Origin of the sequence: Pedobacter sp. GR22-10 (assembly GCF_026239715.1) — a bacterium.
Lineage (GTDB): Bacteria > Bacteroidota > Bacteroidia > Sphingobacteriales > Sphingobacteriaceae > Pedobacter.
Map to the genome: position 1 here is coordinate 448,135 of NZ_JAPIVR010000001.1, position 21,663 is coordinate 469,797.

Below are 21,663 nucleotides of genomic sequence, written 5' to 3' on the forward strand. Positions count from 1 at the left end.
TAAATCTATTTAAGCAAGGCTTATGGTTTTAACTTTTCCACTTATCAGTGTACTCCATATCGTATAAATGGTTTGGCTGCATATAGATAACATTATGCTGAAAATCAAGAAAAGTATTAAAGCGTTTTAACACTTCATTGCCCAGGATGTGAACATTGATGCCGCGCATGGGTTTATTTTGCGTCAATAACTGTGCAGGTACGTTATTCAATTCAAATGCGCCGATTTTTAAAGTATTTAAGTTTGCTGTTACAACCGGGATTTCATTCTGACGGGTACCATGGATCATCACTTTTTTAATCACCTCCATTTTTTCTGTCGGGAACCGAGCTGCTTTTAACAGGTCATTATCCAGCATAACCGTTCGCTGGTAACCCAAATCAAATAAAAACCAGTTTTTGTGGCTGATACCATTTTGGATGATTTTGCTTTCTATAAAAGGCCTGTCATTAATGTAGCGGATATTGAATTTGGAGAATCTGTTATTTTTAATTACCGTTTTGGGTAGCCTGGAATGCACGATCATGAGGTTAAGGTCGTAATTCAGTTCTACAACCATCCCATCAAAAAGATCCCATCCCAGTAATCCATCTGCTTCATTGCCAACCACCTGTGTGTCGTAAATCTTGCTTTTGTAAATCTTCTGACCTACTTTGATTTCGTGGAAAGTATCATAAAGTTTTGGCTTTGACCTGACCTTTTGCTGTAGTACATCGGTAGTGAGTGACATTTCAGTTGCGCCACTGTCAAAATTCATCACTAATGAATCCGTTTTATTTAATACAATGTGAACCAGATTCGTATTATAGGAATTAACGAAAAAGGGTATAGAATCATGCACTTCAGGTGTTAGATTACTGAAGTTTTGAAGTGGGCGCGCCTGAATTCGGGTCAGGCAGGAATCTTTACCCTTCAGCAATACCACAAAATCATGATGCCCTCCCGGTTTAAGACGAAAAGTAATGGAATCAACATCGGTTTTAAACTTTACTGTTTTGCTTTTGCTAAATTTGTTGGTGGTATAGGTATCGCGTGCAATTTTCGGGTTAATGCCCCAACCTGATACCGAATTGCCTTCTTCATAAATTTTGGCACTTTTGGCACTCGCCAGAACAATGGGTAATTTTTTTTGAGCTAAGCTGGATAAAGTAATGGAGGCAAACAGTAAGGTGAGAATTGTTTTCATTGGAGAGCAGGTTGACAGAAGATGATCAACTAAAATAGGAAAATTAAAATAATATTGAAATTAATTTTGCTTGACACCTTAAGGAAGATTATCATAGCAGGAGTGATAAACTTTTTTAGACATTTATAACCAAAAAAAGCCTGAAAATATTGAAATTTTCAGACTTTTTGAAGCCAAAGTTTGGCGAAATGTGCTTGAATACGCTGTTTAGTTTTTAGTATTTTTTGTCTTTTACCGGGCACATTGCACTGCAGGCCAATTGGCTGGTACGTTATTTTCCAACAATTACAGCACCACCATCCGGTAACAATCTGATCTTCATCGTTTTTGATTTCCCTAGCGTCTGGGTCAGTTTTTCAGGCTTTCTGTCTTCCTGGTCAGCATACAGGGTAACCGTTTTTTCTGTCAGCATGGGCAAGGAGAGGTTTAAGGTTTTCGTCGTTTTTTCGGCGTTAATGGCGGTGATATACCACTGGTCTTTATGACGACGGGCAAGCACACAATATTTTCCCGGATAGCCATCTATCAAAACAGTTTCATCCCAGGTAGTGGGTACATGCTTCATAAAATCGATCGCATGAGCAGGCACATCCGTTAAATTATTTGGTGTAATTCCGAAGTTTTGAATCGGACTTTGAAACAATACAGCAGTAGCCAGCTGAAAGGTTTCGGTAGTTTTTCTGATGGTACCACCAGAATTGGTTTTGTTATGGCGTTTGTTAAGTAAAACGGGTCCGAATTCCATGGCACCCACAGCATTACGGATAAAGGGATGTAAACTGGCATTAAAAGCTTCCATATCATTGGCATGCTGTCCGAAAATTAAGTTTTCTGAGGCCAGTACGGCTTCACTTCCCGCGTAGTTAGGATACATTTTTTCCCAGCCCCTTGGAAGTGTACAACCGTGAAAAATCACTGTAATACCATAACTATTTGCATCAGCAAGAATATCCTCATATAATTTCATCGTTTCCTGTTTGTCGCCACCGAAGAAATCTACCTTAATTCCTTTAACGCCAATACGCTGCATCCAGGCCATTTCTTCCTTACGTGCTACGGCGGTATTCATTCTGTTCTTAGGGCCCTGTGGTGCATCATTCCAAAAACCGTTTGAATTATACCAGAGTGCTACCGAAACATTTTTTTCAAGGGCATAAGCTGCAAGTTCTTCAATTTTTTTCCGTCCGATCTGCTTATCCCATAAACCATCAATTAAGGTAAATTCATAACCCATGGAAGCGGCCAGATCAATAAACTTTTTCTGATCTTCAAAATTCACACTATTGTCTTGCCAAAGCAGCCAGCTCCAGGTAGAGCGGCCAAAAGTATATGGTTTACTTGCCGCATATTGAGGTTCGACTACATCAAATGGGATAGTGGTTTCCACAATCGGCTTCAAAGTCCTGCCCACAGTAATGGTGCGCCATGGTGTAGCGCCGGGTAATGAAATGGTAGGATTGGCACGACCCATACCGTTATTTTCACCCGTTTCCGGGAATGCAATTTTATAATTTCCGTCTTTTGTGCCTTCGCTGAGTTTTGACCCGCAATAAGCACCGTTTACGCCGGTTTCTGAAAGTAAAACCCAGCCCTGGGTACCCACACGAAATAAAGCAGGAAAGGTATAACCTACACCATACTTAGAAGGCACACCCATTGGCGCATCTACTGTATATTCTTCTTCATAACTGGGTTTCGTTTTCATCCAGCCAATCATTGGCGTAGCCTGAGGGGTAAGAAAGGTGGTGGTAACAGATGGAAAATGATAACCACTGAGTTCATCTTCAATGATCATGGTGGCAGTCTCTCCGGTTTGAGGAAGACCATAACGGAAAGCAATATCATGATTACTTACCCTGAAAATCACGTTCAGCTGGTTCTTGCCCGCATTCTTAAATGTACAGGTCAGCTCATTTGCCTGGTAATGAACACTGCTTTTTTTTATTTTAGGTTCCTGGTATGTTTGATCTATTTGGCGCGATGCTTTGCTTTCTAACTGAAGCTGCTGAGATAAGTCTGCTCCGGCTCCCCTGATACCTAATGGAGAATCGGCAAGCATTTGCTGCCCGTCTAGAGAAACCTGATAGAACAACTTGCCTTGATTTAACTTCAGTTGCACAGTTAACTTGCCATCAGGACTGGAAACCTGAAGATCCTGTGCATGGGTGTTAAACCAAAATAATAGCAAAATGCACGCTGAAAAAATGTTTTTAATGATGGTCATATTAGGAGGTTGATAAATTTTCTATAAAAACGGATAGGGTAGGGATGCTTGTTGCCTGGAATACTTTTTAATGGAATAAGTTTGCTGGAATACATCAATTGGATGTATACAGCACTTCAACATTGTAAAAATGGGAAAGTAGACGTTGGGCTTTTGAAGCATGGCGATCATATCTGGTTATCCTTGGCAGCGAAAATTCAAACATCGGCTCATGGAAATGAACAGATTGAAACGCTGCTTAAGAAATGTAAATATATTACTTTTTTATAAATGTCCTAATAACGTTTATAATGATACTTCAAAATCAGAATGTTCTGCCTGCCTGTGGAAAATAAAATATGCTTTACTAAAACATTTTTATCATCTGGATTGTATTGCAGTACGATTAAGATTATTAACCCGAAATTTAAGATGAAGTTACTGTTACGAAGGTATTTCCTATTTCTTATGTTAGCTGCTGCTGCTGTCAATGTACAGGCTCAGACTACTCCGGATTCGCTCGGGCGGCGACCGGATTCTACGGCGAAAACACAAATTCCGCCAGATCCGGTTCCAAAAGTACCAGCTACATCAGTACCGCCAATTAACGTTCCTCCAACTTCCAGCCCGGTCAAATCTGTTGTCCCGGCTTCCGCTAGTCAAAATACACTAACTAAAACTTCCCGGCCAAATGTTTCCGATACCACTTCAAGAGTATTGAAAGGTATTGTAAAAGATGAAAAAGGAAATCCTGTTCCTGGTGCCATTATACAGGTAGTAGGAAAAACAAATAAAGTAAATACTGATGCTGATGGCCGCTTTAGCATAAACCTTCCTGACCGTAATTCATCCATTCGGGTGTTGTTTATTGGCTATAATACCAAAATCTTGCGACCGGGTAATCAAATGGAAATAGTCGTTTCTTTAATGCCGGTAAGCAAGAAGTTAGATGATGTGGTAATTACCGGCTATTCATCCCAGCAAAAAAAGGATCTTACCGGAGCCGTTTCCCAGGTCAGGTCTACCGATATAGATAATATGCCTGTAGGCGGGGTAGATCAGGTATTACAGGGAAAAGCTGCCGGCGTATCCGTAACGCAAGGCACCGGTGCTCCGGGTGAGGGTATTGCCGTAAGGATTCGCGGTGTAGGAACAATTAACAATAATAATCCGCTGTATGTGATTGATGGTGTACCCAGTACTTCAGGCATCAATCAGATTTCTCCGACAGATATTGAAAGCATCAGCATTTTAAAGGATGCTTCTTCTGCTTCCATTTATGGCGCAAGGGCATCGAACGGAGTTGTGGTAGTTACCACTAAAAAAGGGAAATCTGGTAAATCAACGGTTAATCTTTCACAATATACCGGCGTTCAGGTTCATGGCGATTTAATCAAGATGGCCAATACGCCGCAATATGTTGCAGCCTTTAATGCTGCCGCCGTTGCTGATGGACGGACACCAATTCCTGCTTCACTTGCTGCAAGCTTGCCTGATGTAAATTGGCAGAAAGAAGTGTTACAACCGGCACTGATTAATAACAGCAACCTTTCCGTAAGTGGTGGCAATGAAACCGGGAATTACCTGGTGGCTGCCAATTATTACAAACAAGATGGATTGATCAATAATAGCGCTTATGACCGGTTTAACCTGCGCACAGCGGTAAACAGCACCCTGTCCAAAGTGTTTTCTACAGGAATAAACCTGAATCTTTCTTATGCAAAAACCAAACAGGTAGGTGCTTCGGGTGATGGTTTTGGAAACGGCAATCAAGGAGCCAGCGTCATGCGCTATGCTCTTTTCCGTACGCCGGCTACTCCGGTGTTTAAAGCCAATGGCGATTATGTAGATCTGCCTGAAAATTCAAATTTCTTTGGTGATGGGTTAAATCCAGTGGGTTATGCAGATAATTTCGACCGGAACAATAATGCTTATAGCGCGTTAGGTAATGTATTTGTAGAGGCTAAAATTATCGACGGACTAAAATTCCGTACGACTTTGGGTGGAACATTGGTTATCACTGATTTTAAACAGTTCTTTAAAATTTGGGGAGACCGTGCACAAAACTCCCCTGGCAGTCTGGCCCGTTCTAATGCGAACCAGTTAGATTATAACTGGACCAATACATTAACCTATAACCTGAAGTTTGGTGAAAAGCATGATTTAACTATTCTTGCCGGAACAGAAAATATCAAAAGCCGCACGAACGGCCTTTCTGCATCCAGATCAATTTTCCCAAACCAATCTGAAGATTTTCAATACCTTGATAACGGAATTGGCATACAGCAAAATGGCGAGAACGAATCGAGATGGGCACTTTTCTCCCTTTTTGGTCGTGCTGATTATCAGTATGCCGATAAATACTTGGCGAGCTTTACTGTACGCAGGGATGGATCGTCCAGGTTAAATCCGGCTAACCGTTATGGTAATTTCTATGCCGGATCAATAGGGTGGAGGCTGGATCAGGAAGCGTTTCTGAAAAATTTCAAGTCGCTTTCCATGCTAAAATTAAGGGCTAGTATCGGTCAAACAGGCAACCAGGAAATCAGCAATTATGCGTATACCTCATTGAATTCTTTTGTTGGGTTTTATCCCTTTGGTGGTACACCGGTAATAGGTAATTCGCTTACCTCAAGGGGGAATGCAAACATCACCTGGGAAACCAGTACGCAAAGTAACTTTGGTTTAGATGCCGGATTTTTTGATAATAAGCTTCAGTTCAGCGCGGATTATTTCATTAGGGATAATTCCGATATTCTTTTTGCCAATCCTTTGCCACCAAGTGCAGGCGGGGGCGGAAGTCCTTATGTGAATGCCGGTAAAGTGCGTAACCAGGGGCTTGAACTTCAAATCTCTTACCGTGATCAGATTTCTGAAAACTGGAGTTACGATGTATCAGGAAATATGGCTACGCTTCAAAATAAAGTGCGTTCGCTGGCTGGATCACCGATTGTTGGTGGAAGAATAGACAATGAATATTATGCTACGCTTACTGCAGTAGGGCAACCAATAGGGGCATTTTATTTGCTTCCTATGGAAGGGATTTTTCAAAACAATCTGGATATCTTTACACATGCTTATCAGGGTAATGGCATTCAGCCAGGCGATGTGAAGTATAAGGATAGCAATGGAGATGGGATTATTGATGAGAAAGACCGGCAGTTTGCCGGCAGTCCTATTCCAAAACTCACTTACGGCTTTACCGGGAACCTGAAGTTTAAACAGTTTGATCTTAGTGTATTTTTTCAGGGGGCATATGGCAATAAGTTGTATAACCAGGTGGCCACAGATATTGAAGGTTTTTATCGTGCCTTTAACATTACCGAACGTGTAGCCACGGGCAGCTGGAATGGGGCGGGCAGTACCGATCAGTTTCCACGCCTTACCTGGAGCTCTGCTTCTTCCACAAACAATAAAAGACCATCAACCCGTTTTCTGGAAGATGGGTCTTATTTGAGATTAAAAAATCTGCAGATTGGCTATAGTTTGAGCCCGAAAGTGCTCTCTGCCTTGAAAATAGCATCAATGCGCATTTATATGAGCGGACAAAATCTTTTAACCTTTACAAAATATACCGGGCTTGATCCGGAGATTTATACCAGTAGTAATAGTCAGGGCGATGGTGTAAGGGCTGTTGGTATTGACTGGGGAACTTATCCATCTGCAAGAGTTTATACACTTGGCCTGAACCTTAACTTCTAATCTGATGAAAAAAATATATATACTTTCTTTTGCCTTGTGCCTGATTTCTATAACGGGTTGCAAGAAATTTTTAGATCAGCCTGCGCTGGGTTACTATTCTGATGCAGATCTGTTCAGCAATGAGTCTACGGCCAGAACGGCTGTGAATGCAGCTTATATCCCGCTTACTTTTACGGATGCTTCCAGTAATCCTGTTTGGGTATTAGGTGATGTGGCTACGGATGATGTTGTTATCGGAGGAAATGCGGGTGAACAGGCAGATTATACCGCTATTGATTTGTACAATATCCTGCCGGGAAATGCTGCCGTACAATCTTTATGGGCCAGGTATTATGATGGCATTAACCGCTGTAATGTGATCACTGATGGGCTTAAGACCGATAATACAGCAATCAATGAACCTGCTAAAACGCAATTGCTTGCCCAGGCGAAATTTCTGCGGGCATATTATTATTTCCTGCTGACTAATTTTTATGGAAACATTCCGCTGCGCTTAAAAGTGAGTACGCTTGAGGACGCTGCCGTAGCTGCATCTCCGCAGGCACAAGTATACACTCAGATTGAAAAAGACCTCACGGAAGCCGCCGCCGGTTTACCCCAAAAATGGGAATCAAACAACGATCTGGGTCGGGCAACTAAAGGTGCCGCACTGGCTTTATTGGCCAAGGCCTCTCTATTTCAACAAAAATATACGCAGGCCATTCAATACAGTGAACAGGTAGAAGCTTTAGGTTATGCATTAACAGACCGCTTTGCCGATAATTTTAATGCATCTGCCAAAACCAATAGTGAAGCCATATTTTCAGTATGGCACAGCCGCGGGGCACAACCTTCACAGGGAAATTCCTTGAATTACTGGTTTGCACCCCGGGCTTTAAATGGAGCAGGTACTTATTTTCCAACACAAAGTCTGGTCAATAATTTTGAAGCGAATGATCCCCGGCTTGATCTGACTATTGCAAGGACAGGAAAATCCTATTATGATAATACTTTTGACCCTTCATGGAGCAGCACAGGTTATCTCTCTAAAAAACATGTTCAACCATTGAGTGAGGTACCTGCTACCACTAAAAACGATGGAAACCTGAATTATGAGGCTTTGCGTTTTGCAGATCTATTGCTTATCAAGGCAGAGGCACTGAACGAATCAGGTCAATCTGCTGCTGCGCTAGTGCCGCTAAATAAAGTGCGTGAAAGGGCAAGAAAAAATTATGACGGTACGCCTCCGGCCGATCTGCTAGCTGCGGTAACAGTGATTAATCAATCCGATTTAAGGGAGGTAATCCGCAGGGAAAGACGCTCGGAACTTGCATTGGAGTTTCAACGCTTCTTTGATGTGATCCGTTATGGCGAGGCATATGCCAATGCTGCAATAAAGCCTGGTGCGCCAAACTTTAATTATACAAACAACCGGTTTTTTCCAATTCCTCAAACGGAATTAAACGCCAACGGTAAACTTTAATACCATTAAAATGAATATTAAAAATTATAAACCATCATTGAAATACCCGTTTTATTTGCTGCTGGCTATTGCTGTTTTTGCATCCTGTAAAAATGAAGCCAATCTGCCAGATTATGCTTCCAATAAATCAAGCCTTACCCAACTTACTGATTCTGTTAAGCAACTGTATAATCAAAGTGTGGAAGGCCACGATATCGGTCAGTACCCTAAACAAGCCAGGCTGCAGTTTAAATCTGCTATTGATCTGTCCGCAACAGTTGTTACAGGAGCTTATACTCAAGAGGAAGTGAATAATGCCTTGGCCAATTTGAGGCGTGCCGCTACTGACTTTCGCGCAAGAAAAATTGAAGAAGTAGCTGCAGCCAACCTGGTGGCGAAATGGCTTTTTAATGGTAATGCAGCGGATGCTACAGGCAATGGTCATAATGGAACTTTAATGACAGGGATTATCGGAACCGCTGACAATCACCAGGATGGCGGAGTTTTGCCCGTGGCCACTACCGATCGCTTTGGTCAGGCTAACAATGCTTATGCTTTCGAGCAGGGCGCTTATATTGAAGTTCCTTACAGCCCAGCACTTAACCCGCAGGTATTAAGTATCAGCCTCTGGATTAATGTTAAAGAAGCTTTTGCTGATAATTATCTCCTTTCTTTAAATAAATGGAACGGTTTTAAATTCCAGCTTCAGTCTGATAATTTTTTATTCATGACACTGAAAACCCCAGCTGCTACTTATGATAGGGATAGTAATCCTGGGAAAATGGCAGTGGGAACATGGCACCACGCTGTGGTTACGGCAGGGAATGGTACCATAAGCTTTTATGTAGATGGTGTGCAAACACGATCTGAAAGTGCTGCCGGTAATGCATCTGTCCTTACCATACCTGTAAATTTAGCCATTGGCCAGATTCTGCCCAAAGGCATATTAAGCTTTACAGATAAAAGCAGTCCGTTTTATTTTTCCAATGCTGCTTTTTTTAAAGGATCTATGGATGATATCAGGTACTATAATAAAGCTTTGAGTGCCGATGAAGTGCTGAAAATCTACAACAACGAAAAGCCGGATTAGAGTTATTCCGATACGTAAGTTAAGGAACTCCCGGAAACAGGGAATCCTGATAACAAATGCGACGAAAAACGAGGCTGTATCATAAATTCGAAATGTCATCCTGTCTAAGGACTTTAGAAAAATACCCGAATGGTGTTTATACAGGCTCAACATGACAAATCTGGAAATATGATACAGCCTCTTATTTTATTAACAATTGATATTAAGATGTCTCTAGCGGATTCCACTGTACAATGGCTAAATTAATTTTACGCCACATTAGCTTTCATTCAAAAAAATGAGCATTTCCGCTATCAGGCATGACATTATTTAGGCAATCCATTTAAAAAGTTTAGCACATCCTGGCCAATCTCTTTAGCGTTTGTTTCAAGGGCGAAGTGGCCCGTGTGATAGAATTTAACCGTTGCATTAGGACTATCGCGTTTATAGGTTTCGGCACCAGCAGGTAAAAAGTAAGGGTCTTTATTCCCCCAAACGGCTAAAAGTTGTGGATGATAAGCCCTGAAATAGGCATGAAATTTTGGATACATGGCTCCGTTAGTGCTATAATGTTTTACGAGATCGAGTTGTATTTCAATATTTCCAGGGCGATCCAAAAAGTGTTGATCCAAAGTGTAGGTTTCTGGCGCAATCAGTGTTGGATCAGATACTCCCTCATGGTACTGATACCATGTTGCTTCTTTAGATACAAAATCCCTGGCCAACTTAGGCGAAGATTGTTTTAAGGAAATTAAACCTAATAATGCAAGATCACCGGCCTTATATTTTCTATTTACCTATAATTTTAAAATGACGTTGGCATTCATGGATTTTTTTAAGAAAAAAACTTAAAAAATTTTTCTCATGTAAATTTAAAGTACAGAAATAATTTAAAAGCCTCAATAAAAGATATTTAAAACAAATCAAAACTCAAAAAACAAACAAATTGAATTATTTTTATGCTGATTCGCGTATCAATAGAAATACAGCCAATTTTAGTTGTGTGTTAATTGATTTAAAACCGCTTTAAAATGCATTAAAATTAATATTTAGGGTGTTTTTTAGTGCAAAATATTTCTTTAAATTGGCCTGTAAAATCCCCAAAAACCATACATTTTTCATTTACGTAAATAGGTGATCCGCTTAAAAGGTGATTAACCTGATTGTGTAAAATTTATTAAGATGTATCCATACATTTTAATAAATCTCAGAACCATGTTAGGCACATAAGGGGCTTTATAAGGTTGGTGTATGGTTAAAGGGTTACTACTGTTTTTATTTAATAGGTTAGCAGGGTTAATATTGCTTATTGCGGTAAGTAATACTGCTGTGCAATGTAAAACCAAAACACACATCAGCTTAGCTGCTTTTTCCTATTCGGCAACCATACATGCCGGAAAACTGTTATCTCCACCTCCTTATTCTGTACATTATATTGCTCCAGCACCCTGGCAATACTGGAGCAAGGCCAATGAGATTGTGATTGCATCAGAAAGTGGAACCGTTACCGGAACCATATCTAAAAGCGATGGTACTGTATTATTTAATTTTACCTGCACGCAGGGTACTCCTTATGTACAACGCTTTAGCGGGTTACCTAAAGACGCGCCCGCATACCCACTGAATACCGTAATTAACGCAGCAGGTTTAATAGTAAACGCTACAGGCACAATTTCGGTGAACTTAAGAAATGTAGCTTCTGATAATTTAGGGACTGATGGTACTGATGAAAATATTAAAGGAAATGCTTCGCTCTTTAGTTTTGGTGATGCGGCAATAGGAACATCTTTTAGGGTAGGCTATTATCGGGATGGAAATCTTGCAAGTTCTGCACACCCGCCAATCTATAGCATTATGGCCATCCAAAATAATACTATTGTTAAGATAGGCGGAGTGGCTACAGCTACATTAAATGCCGGACAGAGTTATTTATTCAATGCACCTATCGGAACATTGGTTGAATCTTCACAATCTACCGTAATGAACACTTCTGCAGATCTGGATGCGCCGGGTGGCTGCGGTGATGGTGCCTACAATCCTATTCCGCCAATTGCTTCCTTGGGTAAGGAGTATGTAGTGGTTAGGGGCGAAGGTAATATGATTGCAGAGCAAACTACAATAATTGCAACGGAGGCAAACACCAGCATAAGGGTGATCAATTTTGATCAAAACGGAGTTCAGAAAGGATCAACAACATACACCTTAGCACAGCCCGGAGATAAGCAAACCTTTAACCATGGTTATCTGAACGGAGATTATGATCCGGCAAAAAATACCGGTAGATATTCCTCTACCTATATCTCTTCGACTAAAAATATTGAAGTGTTTTCGGGTACGGCAGGTGCTTCTGGCGGCAAAGGTTGTGAGGTGGATGTGGCTACATTAGTCCCGATATCCAGTTGTTCTGGGTCTAAAAAGGTAGAAACCACTAAATTTACAGCCTATAACCAAAATACTAACCTGGATTATTTCGGTTATATTATTACAAGTAGTACAGATAGAATTTTTTTGACTTCAAATGGCAACCCGCCTCATAACAATAAAGACATTGAAACTATAGCGGGCATAAACAGTCGCAAACCACTGGGCAGTACGGGCTTATCTTTAGTGAGTTTTACGCGTACTAATATCGGAGAGCCCGCTACCATTATACTCACTAGTGCAAGCAGGCTTACGGTTTCGATGGTGCAGCAAAGTAATGCCTTTTCGATGTCTAATTTTATTTCCCGTTTCCCTGAAAAGGCAGAACAACCTGCTGTCAGTCAAACAAATTGTACTGCTGCAACACTAACTGTTAAGCCAAATGCAGGCCCGTACCAATGGTATCTGAATGGTGAGCCGATAAACGGCGCTACGAACAATACGTACGTTGCCACATTATCTGGAAATTACAGTGTGACTACGCAGTTAGAATGTGGTATCAGCGCCCCTTCATTACCTTTAAATATCTCCCTTTGTAATATCGACCGCTCCATTACTAAAACGGTTAACGTAGCCTACCCGGAATTAAACAGCAATGTCGTATTTACCCTAAAGGCCGAAAATTTAGGTAATGGCAATGCGGTAGGGGTGTCAGTTACGGATTTGTTGCCTAACGGGTTTACCTATGTATCAAACGTAGCACCACAGGGCACCAGTTATGATCCAGCTTCTGGAGTATGGACCATTGGCGATTTAGCCAGTAATACCAGCATAAGTTTAACGATTACGGCCCAGGTGGTAAAAACAGGCCAGAATGTAAATACTGCGACCATTACGGGTACTCAATCTGATCAGGTATCCAATAATAATCAAAGCTCGGTTACCACCAATACAGGTTCTGGCGATCGAATAGTTTGTGTAGGTACGGCGATGGATGATATTATTTATGACATCCCGTCAGGTACGACTAACGTTAGCGTTGCGGGATTACCGGTTGGCATAACTTCAGCCTATAATCGTTCAACAAAAAAATTAACCATTAGTGGTACACCCACTACCGCAGGTTCAGCAAAAACTTACACCGTAACTGGTACTGCCGGAAATGCATTAAGCATAACCGGAAATATTACAGTAAACGGAAAGGTTAGCACACCCGTTTTTAACAGCGGATTAACTGATAAACGCTGTATTGGTGCTGGCACAGATACTTATAGGGCAACTGCAAGCAACACTACAGAAATAGTGTACTCGCTATTGCCTTTAGCGGCAGGTATTGTTGATGCCACCAGTGGTCAGGTAACCTGGAATGATACCTTTTCAGGTACGGCAACGATAACTGCTACTGCTAGAGGTTGCGAAGAGAAAAAAACAGATTTTATCGTAGTGATAAGTGGCCTGCCCGGTTTAATGCCTGGTACTGAACCTGAAATTTGTCAGGGCTTTACGGCATCATCATTAAGTTATACCAACCCGGTAAATAACCCTGTAACATATAGCATTAACTGGAATACAGCTGGTTTTGATCCTGTGATCAGCCAGACTTTACCAGTAGGAAGTATTCCTTTTAACATCCCTGTTAATGCCCCGGTAGGTATGCATACGGGCATACTAACCATAAAAAATGCAGCAGGCTGCAGTGCTCAAATTAATTTTAACATTAAAATAAATCCTAAACCATCAGCGCCGCATGTGCTGGTGCAAACTACATCTCAATATTAATTAAACAAAAAAATCAGTCCCCATGAAAAATTCTACTACAAAAACCATCCTAGCAGTTATTTTCGTTATCATCTGCACATTTTCAAAAGTATCTGCACAGGTACTTCCAAACACCCCTGGGGTGAGTTTATTCTGTAAGGGTTCAGACCTTACTTTGCCATCTCCTCCTTCCGGAGAAGACTGGATTGTGAAGTATAGTGCAACGCAAACCACTACGCCAGGTACAGGTATTACTTTAGTGTCAGGAAATAAAATTGCAGCAGCTGATTTAAATACCGGCTATTATTATTTAAGTTCCAAATCAACCACTGCGGGTGCCTGTGAGTCTGAATTGCAGGAAATACCGGTATATGTACTTAAACCTTTGGTAGTTGATTTTACACCTGCCAATTTCTGTTTGGAAAGTCCATTGCCACAGGTTGGTTCAGTTACCAATCCGGAAGATCCTACCATCACTACATTGGCCTATCAATGGTATACTGTTGATGGTACTGTAGAAACTGCAATAGCAGGTGCAACAGCAAAAGATTATACACCATCTGCGCCTGCTACAGTTGGAACAAAAAAACACAGGTTAAAAGTAGGTTATGTAATTGGTAGCAAAAACTATTGTGCGCAAACTGCAGATCATGATATTACGGTTACAGCTAAGCCAACAAAACCAACCATTACGCCAGGAACCATTACAGGTACTGCCACCGCAGTTACTTTCTAGGTTGAAGGTTACATTTTCTGAAATATAAGGTATAAATGAAACGAAGGGTATGCTCCTTTCTGTCATTGGCTTTGATGTTGTTTTTTATTCAAACAGCAATGGGCCAGATTGCTTCCGAAGGGCGGCAAACGATTGCGATCTCACCAGGATCGTCAGTGGTTTTGCGTGCAAATTCGGCGGGGGCAGCTTCGTATGTCTGGTATAAGGATAATGTATTGGTGAACGGGCAAAATAAACAGACACTGATTACCGCAACTGCAGGAATTTATAGAGTGGCTACATGGAATGCGCTGGGCTGCTTCTCAGATATCTCTGATGAAATGGAAGTCGTTGTGCCACATAGATCTGTTGCCGATGTAGCCATCACCAAGCGTTCAGAATCAAAAATTGTAGTCGTTGACCAGGTCTTTGATTATTATCTGAACGTCATTAATAATGGTTCACATGATGCCACCCAGCTGGAAATTAAAGATGCGCTTCCAAATAACTTATTATTGGAACGCCTTGAACAGCCTACAGATGGCTTAGCCACCTTCGATCAATCTAAACAAACCATCAACTGGAATATTCCTTTACTGGCAAACGGTAAGTTTGCTGAACTGGTGGTTAAAGTGAGAGCGAAACAATCTGGTATAGTGAGTAATACAGCCGTGGTTACGGTTAAAGAGTTTGATCCGAATTTGGCCAATAATACATCAACCGATCAAAAAGAGATTTCAGGTTTAAGAATACCAAATGTTTTTACGCCTAATGGGGACGGCAAAAACGACACTTTTTATATCCAACTCCTGGAATCATTTGAATCAAATGAAGTAACCATTATTAACCGTTGGGGAAGTACGGTTTACCAATCCGATCATTACCAAAATGATTGGACTGCTCAGGGACTGGCAGACGGAACCTATTTCTATATAGTTAAAGTGAAGAACGGAACATCAGCCTGGCAGGATTACAAAGGTTACATAACCGTAATACGGTAAATATGATAAAATATATAAGCATGAACATTTGGAGAGGGATATTTTTTGTTTTAATCATGATTACATCTGCTTTTAAGCTTTTGGCGCAACAGGATGCCCAGTTTGGACAGTATGTATTTAATGGCATGTATATCAACCCGGCATATGCGGGTTATAAGGAAGAACTTTATCTTCAGGCTTTTGCCAGGGCACAATGGACCGGCGTTCGAGGTGCACCGCAAACTCTTTCCATATCTGCAGATGAAGCCGTTAATGATGAAAGTTTAGGCCTCGGCATGATCATCACCAAAGATAAAATTGGTGCACAAAGTAGTTTAAATGCATCTGCAAACTTTGCCTACCGGATAAAACTGGATCGTACCGAATCCAATATCCTTGCCTTTGGTTTGGGCGTAGGTGTAATTCAATCATCCTTAAACGGTAATTTGCTGGAGGCTATTGAAGAAGGTGATAACCGTATCGTTACGGGAGTGGTCAGTCAAACCACACCTGATGTAAGAGCCGGTGTTCATTATTCCAACGAAAAGTTTTTTATTGGCTTTTCTGCCAACAATCTTCTGGCCAAATCACTATCATTATTTAGCGATTACAATGCGCTTAATGTAAAAGTTCAACCACATTTTTACCTCACAGCAGGCATGGCATTTCCTGTAAATGAGGATTTCGTTTTTAAACCTACCTTTTTAATTAAGGATGATTTACATGGACCAACTTCTCTAGATTTAAATGCCTTTATATTAATCAAAGAGCGTTTCTGGCTTGGCGCAGTTTACCGGACTTCATTAGAACTTTATCCCAAAGGCAATCTGCAGCGCGGTCTGAACAGTAAGGCTGCTGCTGGTTTCATCAGTGAATTCTTTATCCGGTCTAACCTGCGTATTGGTTATGGTTATGATTATAGCCTGAACAAGCTAAATAATTATGATTACGGCTCGCATGAAATATCGGTTGGATATTATATTGAAACTAAAAAGAGCCGGAGACCGAAGTGTTATTTTTAAGTTTTGTGAAACTATTAATTTCAATTGTCTTCGATTTACAGGTCATTAAAATGGTAGATAATGCCACCTCCGGAACCTTAATCATAAAAACGACCGCCAGTTAATGAAACTTCATATTCATATCATTGATAAAAAGTTTTTCGGTAGCATCAAATCATCATTAAGGTTATTTTTTAAATATAGGTTCATACCTTCTGACAGAATTAGGGTGAATATGGTTTTCAGATCTGTACCAGACTTAAAAACCATAAAAAAAAAAGAAAATCCGCGAGATTATTGAAATTTCGCGGATTCTTTTGAAGATTGTGGAGCCGAAGGGAGTCGAACCCTTGTCCAGTTGTGAGATAAATTATACCTTCTACATGCTTATTTTTCAATTAATTTTCGAATGATAAACGGGCTGAAAACCGACCTTGTTCATCACCTTAGATACTTGATCTCACTTTAAGTCGTATCTCCTTAAAGCCAGCTTTGTTGTTTCGATGCCCCGGATTCTAACCCAACAATGCAACAGTCAGAGGGACAAAAGCTATCTAATTCTAAATTAGGCAGCTAAGGCGTAAGTGTTTTCGCCAACTAAAATGTGATCGTTCACTTTAAGTGCTCTCCGAACAACGCACTGCATGCTAACATAACCTTCGCCACCCTGTCAAATCCAAGAACGGCCCCGGTTTAGGTCTAAAGTCTAAAGTTGAAAACCTGGTTGCAAATGTACAAAAAAAATGCCAAATACAGCTGTAAACTGCTTATCTGGCATTTATTATAAAAACTGTAAACAGAAATCGTAAACTAGATTGTCCTTCCTGGATATTCCTTTAAGGCTATTTCCAGACAATCCATTGCGGCATTTAAATCACTTGTATTTAATACATAAGCCATGCGAACTTCCTGTTTTCCAGAACCCTTGGTAGAATAGAAACCAGTTGCTGGCGCCATCATTACCGTTTGGTTTTCATGTGTAAAATCTTCTAAAATCCATTGGCAAAATAGATCCGCATCATCAATAGGAAATTTGGCCACCACATAGAAGGCGCCACCCGGATTCGGACAAAAAACACCGTCAATTTGATTTAGACGGCTTACTAAAGTATCACGACGTAATGTATATTCGGTATTTACCTTTTCGAAATAACTATCAGGCGTATCCACAGCGGCCGCACCGGCAATTTGTTCCACCATACCAGGACTTAATCTGGCTTGTGCAAATTTTAAGCCCGAAGCAATCACAGCCTTGTTTTTGGTGATTAAACAACCCAAACGCGCACCACAGGCACTATATCTTTTAGAAACGGTATCCATAATTACCACGTTTTCTCCCAGCCCACCCAGGTGCATCGGTGAAATAAATTCACGCCCGTCATAGCAAAATTCCCGGTAAGCTTCATCTGAAAATAAAAACAGGTCATATTTTTTGCAAAGCATTTTTAAGGCTTCCAGTTCTTCCCTGGAGTACAAATAGCCTGTAGGATTATTGGGGTTGCATATAATAATGGCTTTCGTTTTTTCTGTAATAAGTTTTTCAAATTCAGCAATTGGAGGCAAGGCAAATCCATTTTCAATAAAAGATAGAATGGGTTTTACCACCACATTACTCATACAGGCAAAACCATTATAGTTCGCGTAGAAAGGTTCGGGAATAATAATTTCATCACCTTCATTCACGCAGGTTTGCATTGCAATCGTAATGGCTTCTGATCCGCCTACCGTTACCAGGATGTCTTCCGGTGTAATGCCATATCCCAGTTTGTTATAATATTCCGCAAGCTTTAAACGATAGGCTAGTGTTCCCTCTGAAGGTGTATAAGCCCAGACATTGAAATCAATATTCTTAATGGCATTCAGCATGCCTTCCGGCGTTTCAATATCCGGCTGACCGATATTTAAGTGATAAACTTTCTTACCATCTCTTTTTGCTTGATCAGCATATGGTGTTAACTTTCTGATTGGTGAAGCAGGCATCTGCGCCCCCTTAAGTGAAATCTTTGGCATGGCACAAAAATAAAAAAGTCCCGATGATTATCGGGACTTTAATTATAATATTTATTGAAAAATTATTTCGAACTGGCCGCAACGGTTTCACCTTTAATATAAAGTACTTTTATAGGTGTTTTTGCATTTGAAGTTAAAGTTACCGCTTTTGAAAATGCAGATGGACCCGCGGCAGCATTAAAAGTTACTGAAATTACACCGGTTTCACCTTTTTTGATAGGTGTTGAAGTATATTTAGGAACAGTACAACCACAACTTGCCTCAGCTTTGCTAATGATTAATGGTTCTTCTCCAACATTTGTGTATTTAAAATCGAAAGTTACCGGTTTACCCATCGGAATTTTACCAAAATCATGGGTTTCTGATTCAAATTTAAAATCTGCAGGTTTTGATTGCGCATTGGCAACCACACCAAAACCTAAAACGAAGGCGAATAATACTAAGATTTTTTTCATGTTATATTTGAAATTATTTTTTTAAAATTCTTAAAACAAATTTAATAATTTCAATCTAAAACAAAAACTATTCCAATTATATTTTGCTCTTCCATATATAATTTTACAATCGAACTTTAAGGCAAGCTTTTAATTTTGCATATATTTGCCAGAACCAATATTTGATTATGATGCAGAATGAAAAATTTATAACCAATTCTATTGATAATTCTGAGCTGACATTTGGAGATTTTAAAACCATCGTATTGAATGATTATAAGATCGCCTATGAAAGCAGGCAAGCTAGTGTATTAGGTCGCAGGGAAGTGTTAACAGGAAAGGCTAAATTTGGCATTTTTGGTGATGGTAAAGAGGTGCCACAAGTGGCCATGGCAAAGGTTTTCAAAAAAGGAGACTGGCGCTCAGGTTATTACAGGGATCAGACTTTCGCCTTTGCAACAGGTATATCTACCATCAAAGAGTTTTTCGCACAACTATATGCAAATCCGACAAATGGTGCCGATCCTTTTTCAGGTGGAAGGCAAATGAACTGTCATTTTGCAACTAAATCCATTAACGAAGACGGATCATGGAATGACCTAACACAGATCAAAAACTGTTCTTCAGATATTTCGCCAACAGGCGGACAAATGGCTCGTTTGGTTGGCCTGGGATATGCTTCCAAGCTCTTCAGAAACAATAAGGAACTCGATTATTTAAAGCATTTTTCCGTGAATGGTAATGAGGTAGCCTTCGGTACCATCGGTAATGCATCCACCTCTGAAGGTGTTTTTTTTGAAGCAATAAATGCGGCTGGTGTACTGCAGATACCAATGGCCATATCCATCTGGGATGATGCTTACGGAATTTCGGTGCCGGCAAAATACCAGACCACTAAAGAAGATATTTCTGAAGTCCTTAAGGGTTTCCAGCGTAATGCTCATCAACCCGGATATGAAATTTATAAAGTAAAAGGCTGGGATTACCCTGCTTTATGCGAAGTTTACGAAAAAGCCATCCAGGTTTGCCGGGATGAGCATGTGCCGGTAATGATCCATGTTACAGAACTCACGCAGCCACAGGGGCATTCTACATCTGGTTCTCATGAAAGGTATAAATCAAAAGATCGCCTGATCTGGGAAAGCGAACATGACTGCCTCTTAAAGATGCGGGAATGGATGCTCGATTCTGCCATTGCAACGGATGAAGAAATATCAGACATTGAGAAAAAAGCAAAAATATTTGTCCGTGATGCGCAAAAAGAAGCTTGGAATGAGTTCTTGGACAGCATTAAACCGGAACAGAAGACAGTGATCGATCTCATTGGCGGCCTGGCCAAACACCAGCCGGAATTAGCCAGGATAGGTGCGCAATTGGCGGCAACGGCTGATGCACAGCGAAGGGAAGTATTCAGTGCTGCACGTAAGGCCATTCGTTTATCAGCTAAATTTAATACCAGAGAACGTGAAGACATACTGGCCTGGTATAAAGACCAGGAAGCTTTGAGTTTCGAGCGGTATAATTCTAAACTGCATACCAATGGATTGGAAAGTCCGGATAAGATTACCGTAGTTGATGCGGTATATGATGAGCTTTCTAAAATGGTAGATGGAAGAGAAGTGCTTAATGCCTGTTTTAATGAAAACTTCGCACGTGATCAGCGATTGGTGGCGTTTGGAGAAGATTTAGGGAATATTGGTGACGTAAACCAGGGTTTTGCAGGATTACAGGCCCGTTTTGGTGAACTCAGGATAACTGATACAGGCATTAGGGAAATGACGATCATGGGGCAAGGTATTGGGCTTGCCATGCGTGGTTTAAAACCGGTTGCCGAAATACAATATTTAGATTACCTGATTTTTGCCTTAAATGTTTTAAGCGATGATCTGGCCTCACTTTCTTACCGGACTAAGGGGGTTCAAAAGGCACCGGTTATTGTAAGAACACGAGGCCATCGCTTAGAAGGTGTATGGCATTCAGGGTCACCAATCAGCATGTTACTGGGGTCATTAAGGGGGATGCATTTGTGTGTGCCAAGAAATATGACTCAGGCTGCCGGCATGTACAATACTTTATTCAGGGCTGATGAGCCCGCTGTGGTGATTGAGTGCCTGAACGGCTATCGGCTGAAGGAAAAATTACCCAGCAATGTTGGCGATTTTACGGTACCGCTAGGCAAGGCAGAAGTGCTGGAAAAAGGTTCTGATATTACAGTAGTATCATACGGATCAACTTTAAGGTTGGTACAGGAAGCCGCAGAAGAACTGGCCAATTTTGGCATTTCCGTAGAAATTGTTGATCCTCAAACTTTATTGCCATTCGATTTGGATAAAGTATGTGCTACCTCACTGGCTAAAACCAATAAACTTCTGGTGGTTGATGAAGATGTTCCGGGAGGTGCTTCAGCTTATATCTTGCAAAAAGTACTGGAAGATCAGAATGGTTATTTTACTTTAGATGGAAAACCAAGAACATTATCTGCCAAGGCACACCGTCCGCCTTTCGGATCAGATGGCGATTACTTCAGCAAACCATCTGTAGATGATATTATCGAAACCATTTACGAAATGATGCATGAAACCCATCCGGACCAATTTCCTGCGATGTATTAATGCTGTGATCCGTAAAGATGGATAGTTGAATAGCGTAATAAAAGTTGCTGTTTAAATTCTAATAATTGATGTAATTTAGGGTAAAATAGATACCTTAGACGAGGTTATCTATCATTATCATTCCATTTGTATGTCTCATGTTATTGCCATTAAAAGCATAAAACGATCAGTTACCCCCAATTTTAAACTTT

13 protein-coding genes and 1 other RNA gene are annotated in these 21,663 nt (G+C 40.7%); 8 read left to right on the forward strand and 6 right to left on the reverse strand.

The genetic code is table 11. The features are described from left to right. Positions 1-28: 28 nt before the first annotated feature. Together OQX64_RS01805 and OQX64_RS01810 are read right to left on the reverse strand one after the other, a co-directional pair. Entirely contained in the window at positions 29-1,186 is a 1,158-nt protein-coding gene (locus tag OQX64_RS01805; protein WP_265817304.1) for a hypothetical protein, read from the reverse strand. Positions 1,187-1,457: 271 nt separating this feature from the next. After that, positions 1,458-3,374: a glycoside hydrolase family 97 protein gene (locus OQX64_RS01810; RefSeq protein WP_265817305.1), complete on the reverse strand. Its 1,917-nt coding sequence runs from the start codon at positions 3,372-3,374 to the stop codon at positions 1,458-1,460. A gap of 447 nt (positions 3,375-3,821) precedes the next feature. Here OQX64_RS01810 and OQX64_RS01815 point away from each other — a divergent pair, with 447 nt between their 5' ends. The 3 genes from OQX64_RS01815 to OQX64_RS01825 are packed head-to-tail and all read left to right on the forward strand — an operon-like array spanning position 3,822 to position 9,622. Further along, on the forward strand, positions 3,822-7,091 hold the full coding sequence (locus OQX64_RS01815) for a SusC/RagA family TonB-linked outer membrane protein (RefSeq protein ID WP_265817306.1): 3,270 nt from the start codon (positions 3,822-3,824) through the stop codon (positions 7,089-7,091). 4 nt (positions 7,092-7,095) lie between these two features. Then, entirely contained in the window at positions 7,096-8,553 is a 1,458-nt protein-coding gene (locus OQX64_RS01820; protein ID WP_265817307.1) for a RagB/SusD family nutrient uptake outer membrane protein, read from the forward strand. A gap of 10 nt (positions 8,554-8,563) precedes the next feature. Next, entirely contained in the window at positions 8,564-9,622 is a 1,059-nt protein-coding gene (locus tag OQX64_RS01825) for a LamG domain-containing protein (RefSeq protein WP_265817308.1), read from the forward strand. A gap of 305 nt (positions 9,623-9,927) precedes the next feature. On the opposite strand, the gene OQX64_RS01830 is transcribed toward OQX64_RS01825, so the two are convergent. Beyond that, positions 9,928-10,326 (reverse strand): alpha/beta fold hydrolase, encoded by a 399-nt coding sequence (locus OQX64_RS01830; protein WP_265817309.1) that lies wholly within the window; start codon positions 10,324-10,326, stop codon positions 9,928-9,930. Positions 10,327-10,852: 526 nt separating this feature from the next. Here OQX64_RS01830 and OQX64_RS01835 point away from each other — a divergent pair. Genes OQX64_RS01835 through OQX64_RS01850 form a run of 4 tightly spaced genes read left to right on the forward strand, consistent with a single transcriptional unit; the run spans position 10,853 to position 16,437 of the window. Next, entirely contained in the window at positions 10,853-13,741 is a 2,889-nt protein-coding gene (locus OQX64_RS01835; protein ID WP_265817310.1) for a hypothetical protein, read from the forward strand. A 22-nt stretch (positions 13,742-13,763) separates the two neighbouring features. Next, complete coding sequence (locus OQX64_RS01840) at positions 13,764-14,456, forward strand: hypothetical protein (protein ID WP_265817311.1); 693 nt, start codon at positions 13,764-13,766, stop codon at positions 14,454-14,456. A 35-nt stretch (positions 14,457-14,491) separates the two neighbouring features. Next, entirely contained in the window at positions 14,492-15,436 is a 945-nt protein-coding gene (locus OQX64_RS01845; RefSeq protein WP_265817312.1) for a gliding motility-associated C-terminal domain-containing protein, read from the forward strand. Between the two features lie 20 nt (positions 15,437-15,456). After that, positions 15,457-16,437 carry a type IX secretion system membrane protein PorP/SprF gene (locus OQX64_RS01850; RefSeq protein WP_265817313.1) on the forward strand — a complete coding sequence of 327 codons (981 nt, stop codon included), beginning with the start codon at positions 15,457-15,459 and terminating at the stop codon, positions 16,435-16,437. Between the two features lie 303 nt (positions 16,438-16,740). On the opposite strand, the gene ssrA is transcribed toward OQX64_RS01850, so the two are convergent. From ssrA to OQX64_RS01865, 3 genes are all read right to left on the reverse strand, one after another. Then, positions 16,741-17,106, reverse strand: a transfer-messenger RNA (tmRNA) gene (ssrA, locus tag OQX64_RS01855). 120 nt (positions 17,107-17,226) lie between these two features. After that, positions 17,227-18,426: a pyridoxal phosphate-dependent aminotransferase gene (locus OQX64_RS01860; RefSeq protein ID WP_265817314.1), complete on the reverse strand. Its 1,200-nt coding sequence runs from the start codon at positions 18,424-18,426 to the stop codon at positions 17,227-17,229. 62 nt (positions 18,427-18,488) lie between these two features. Further along, entirely contained in the window at positions 18,489-18,881 is a 393-nt protein-coding gene (locus OQX64_RS01865; RefSeq protein WP_265817315.1) for a DUF1573 domain-containing protein, read from the reverse strand. 167 nt (positions 18,882-19,048) lie between these two features. Here OQX64_RS01865 and OQX64_RS01870 point away from each other — a divergent pair, with 167 nt between their 5' ends. Beyond that, a complete protein-coding gene (locus OQX64_RS01870; protein ID WP_265817316.1) occupies positions 19,049-21,472 on the forward strand; it encodes an alpha-ketoacid dehydrogenase subunit alpha/beta in 2,424 nt (807 codons plus the stop codon). Positions 21,473-21,663: the final 191 nt, after the last annotated feature.

Bases quoted from the DNA above. Each gene is read 5' to 3' on its own strand.
- OQX64_RS01805 (WP_265817304.1), bottom strand. From the start codon at position 1,186: ATGAAAACAATTCTCACCTTACTGTTTGCCTCCATTACTTTATCCAGC.
- OQX64_RS01815 (WP_265817306.1), top strand. From the start codon at position 3,822: ATGAAGTTACTGTTACGAAGGTATTTCCTATTTCTTATGTTAGCTGCT.
- OQX64_RS01820 (WP_265817307.1), top strand. From the start codon at position 7,096: ATGAAAAAAATATATATACTTTCTTTTGCCTTGTGCCTGATTTCTATA.
- OQX64_RS01825 (WP_265817308.1), top strand. From the start codon at position 8,564: ATGAATATTAAAAATTATAAACCATCATTGAAATACCCGTTTTATTTG.
- OQX64_RS01835 (WP_265817310.1), top strand. From the start codon at position 10,853: ATGGTTAAAGGGTTACTACTGTTTTTATTTAATAGGTTAGCAGGGTTA.
- OQX64_RS01840 (WP_265817311.1), top strand. From the start codon at position 13,764: ATGAAAAATTCTACTACAAAAACCATCCTAGCAGTTATTTTCGTTATC.
- OQX64_RS01845 (WP_265817312.1), top strand. From the start codon at position 14,492: ATGAAACGAAGGGTATGCTCCTTTCTGTCATTGGCTTTGATGTTGTTT.
- OQX64_RS01850 (WP_265817313.1), top strand. From the start codon at position 15,457: ATGAACATTTGGAGAGGGATATTTTTTGTTTTAATCATGATTACATCT.
- OQX64_RS01860 (WP_265817314.1), bottom strand. From the start codon at position 18,426: ATGCCAAAGATTTCACTTAAGGGGGCGCAGATGCCTGCTTCACCAATC.
- OQX64_RS01865 (WP_265817315.1), bottom strand. From the start codon at position 18,881: ATGAAAAAAATCTTAGTATTATTCGCCTTCGTTTTAGGTTTTGGTGTG.
- OQX64_RS01870 (WP_265817316.1), top strand. From the start codon at position 19,049: ATGATGCAGAATGAAAAATTTATAACCAATTCTATTGATAATTCTGAG.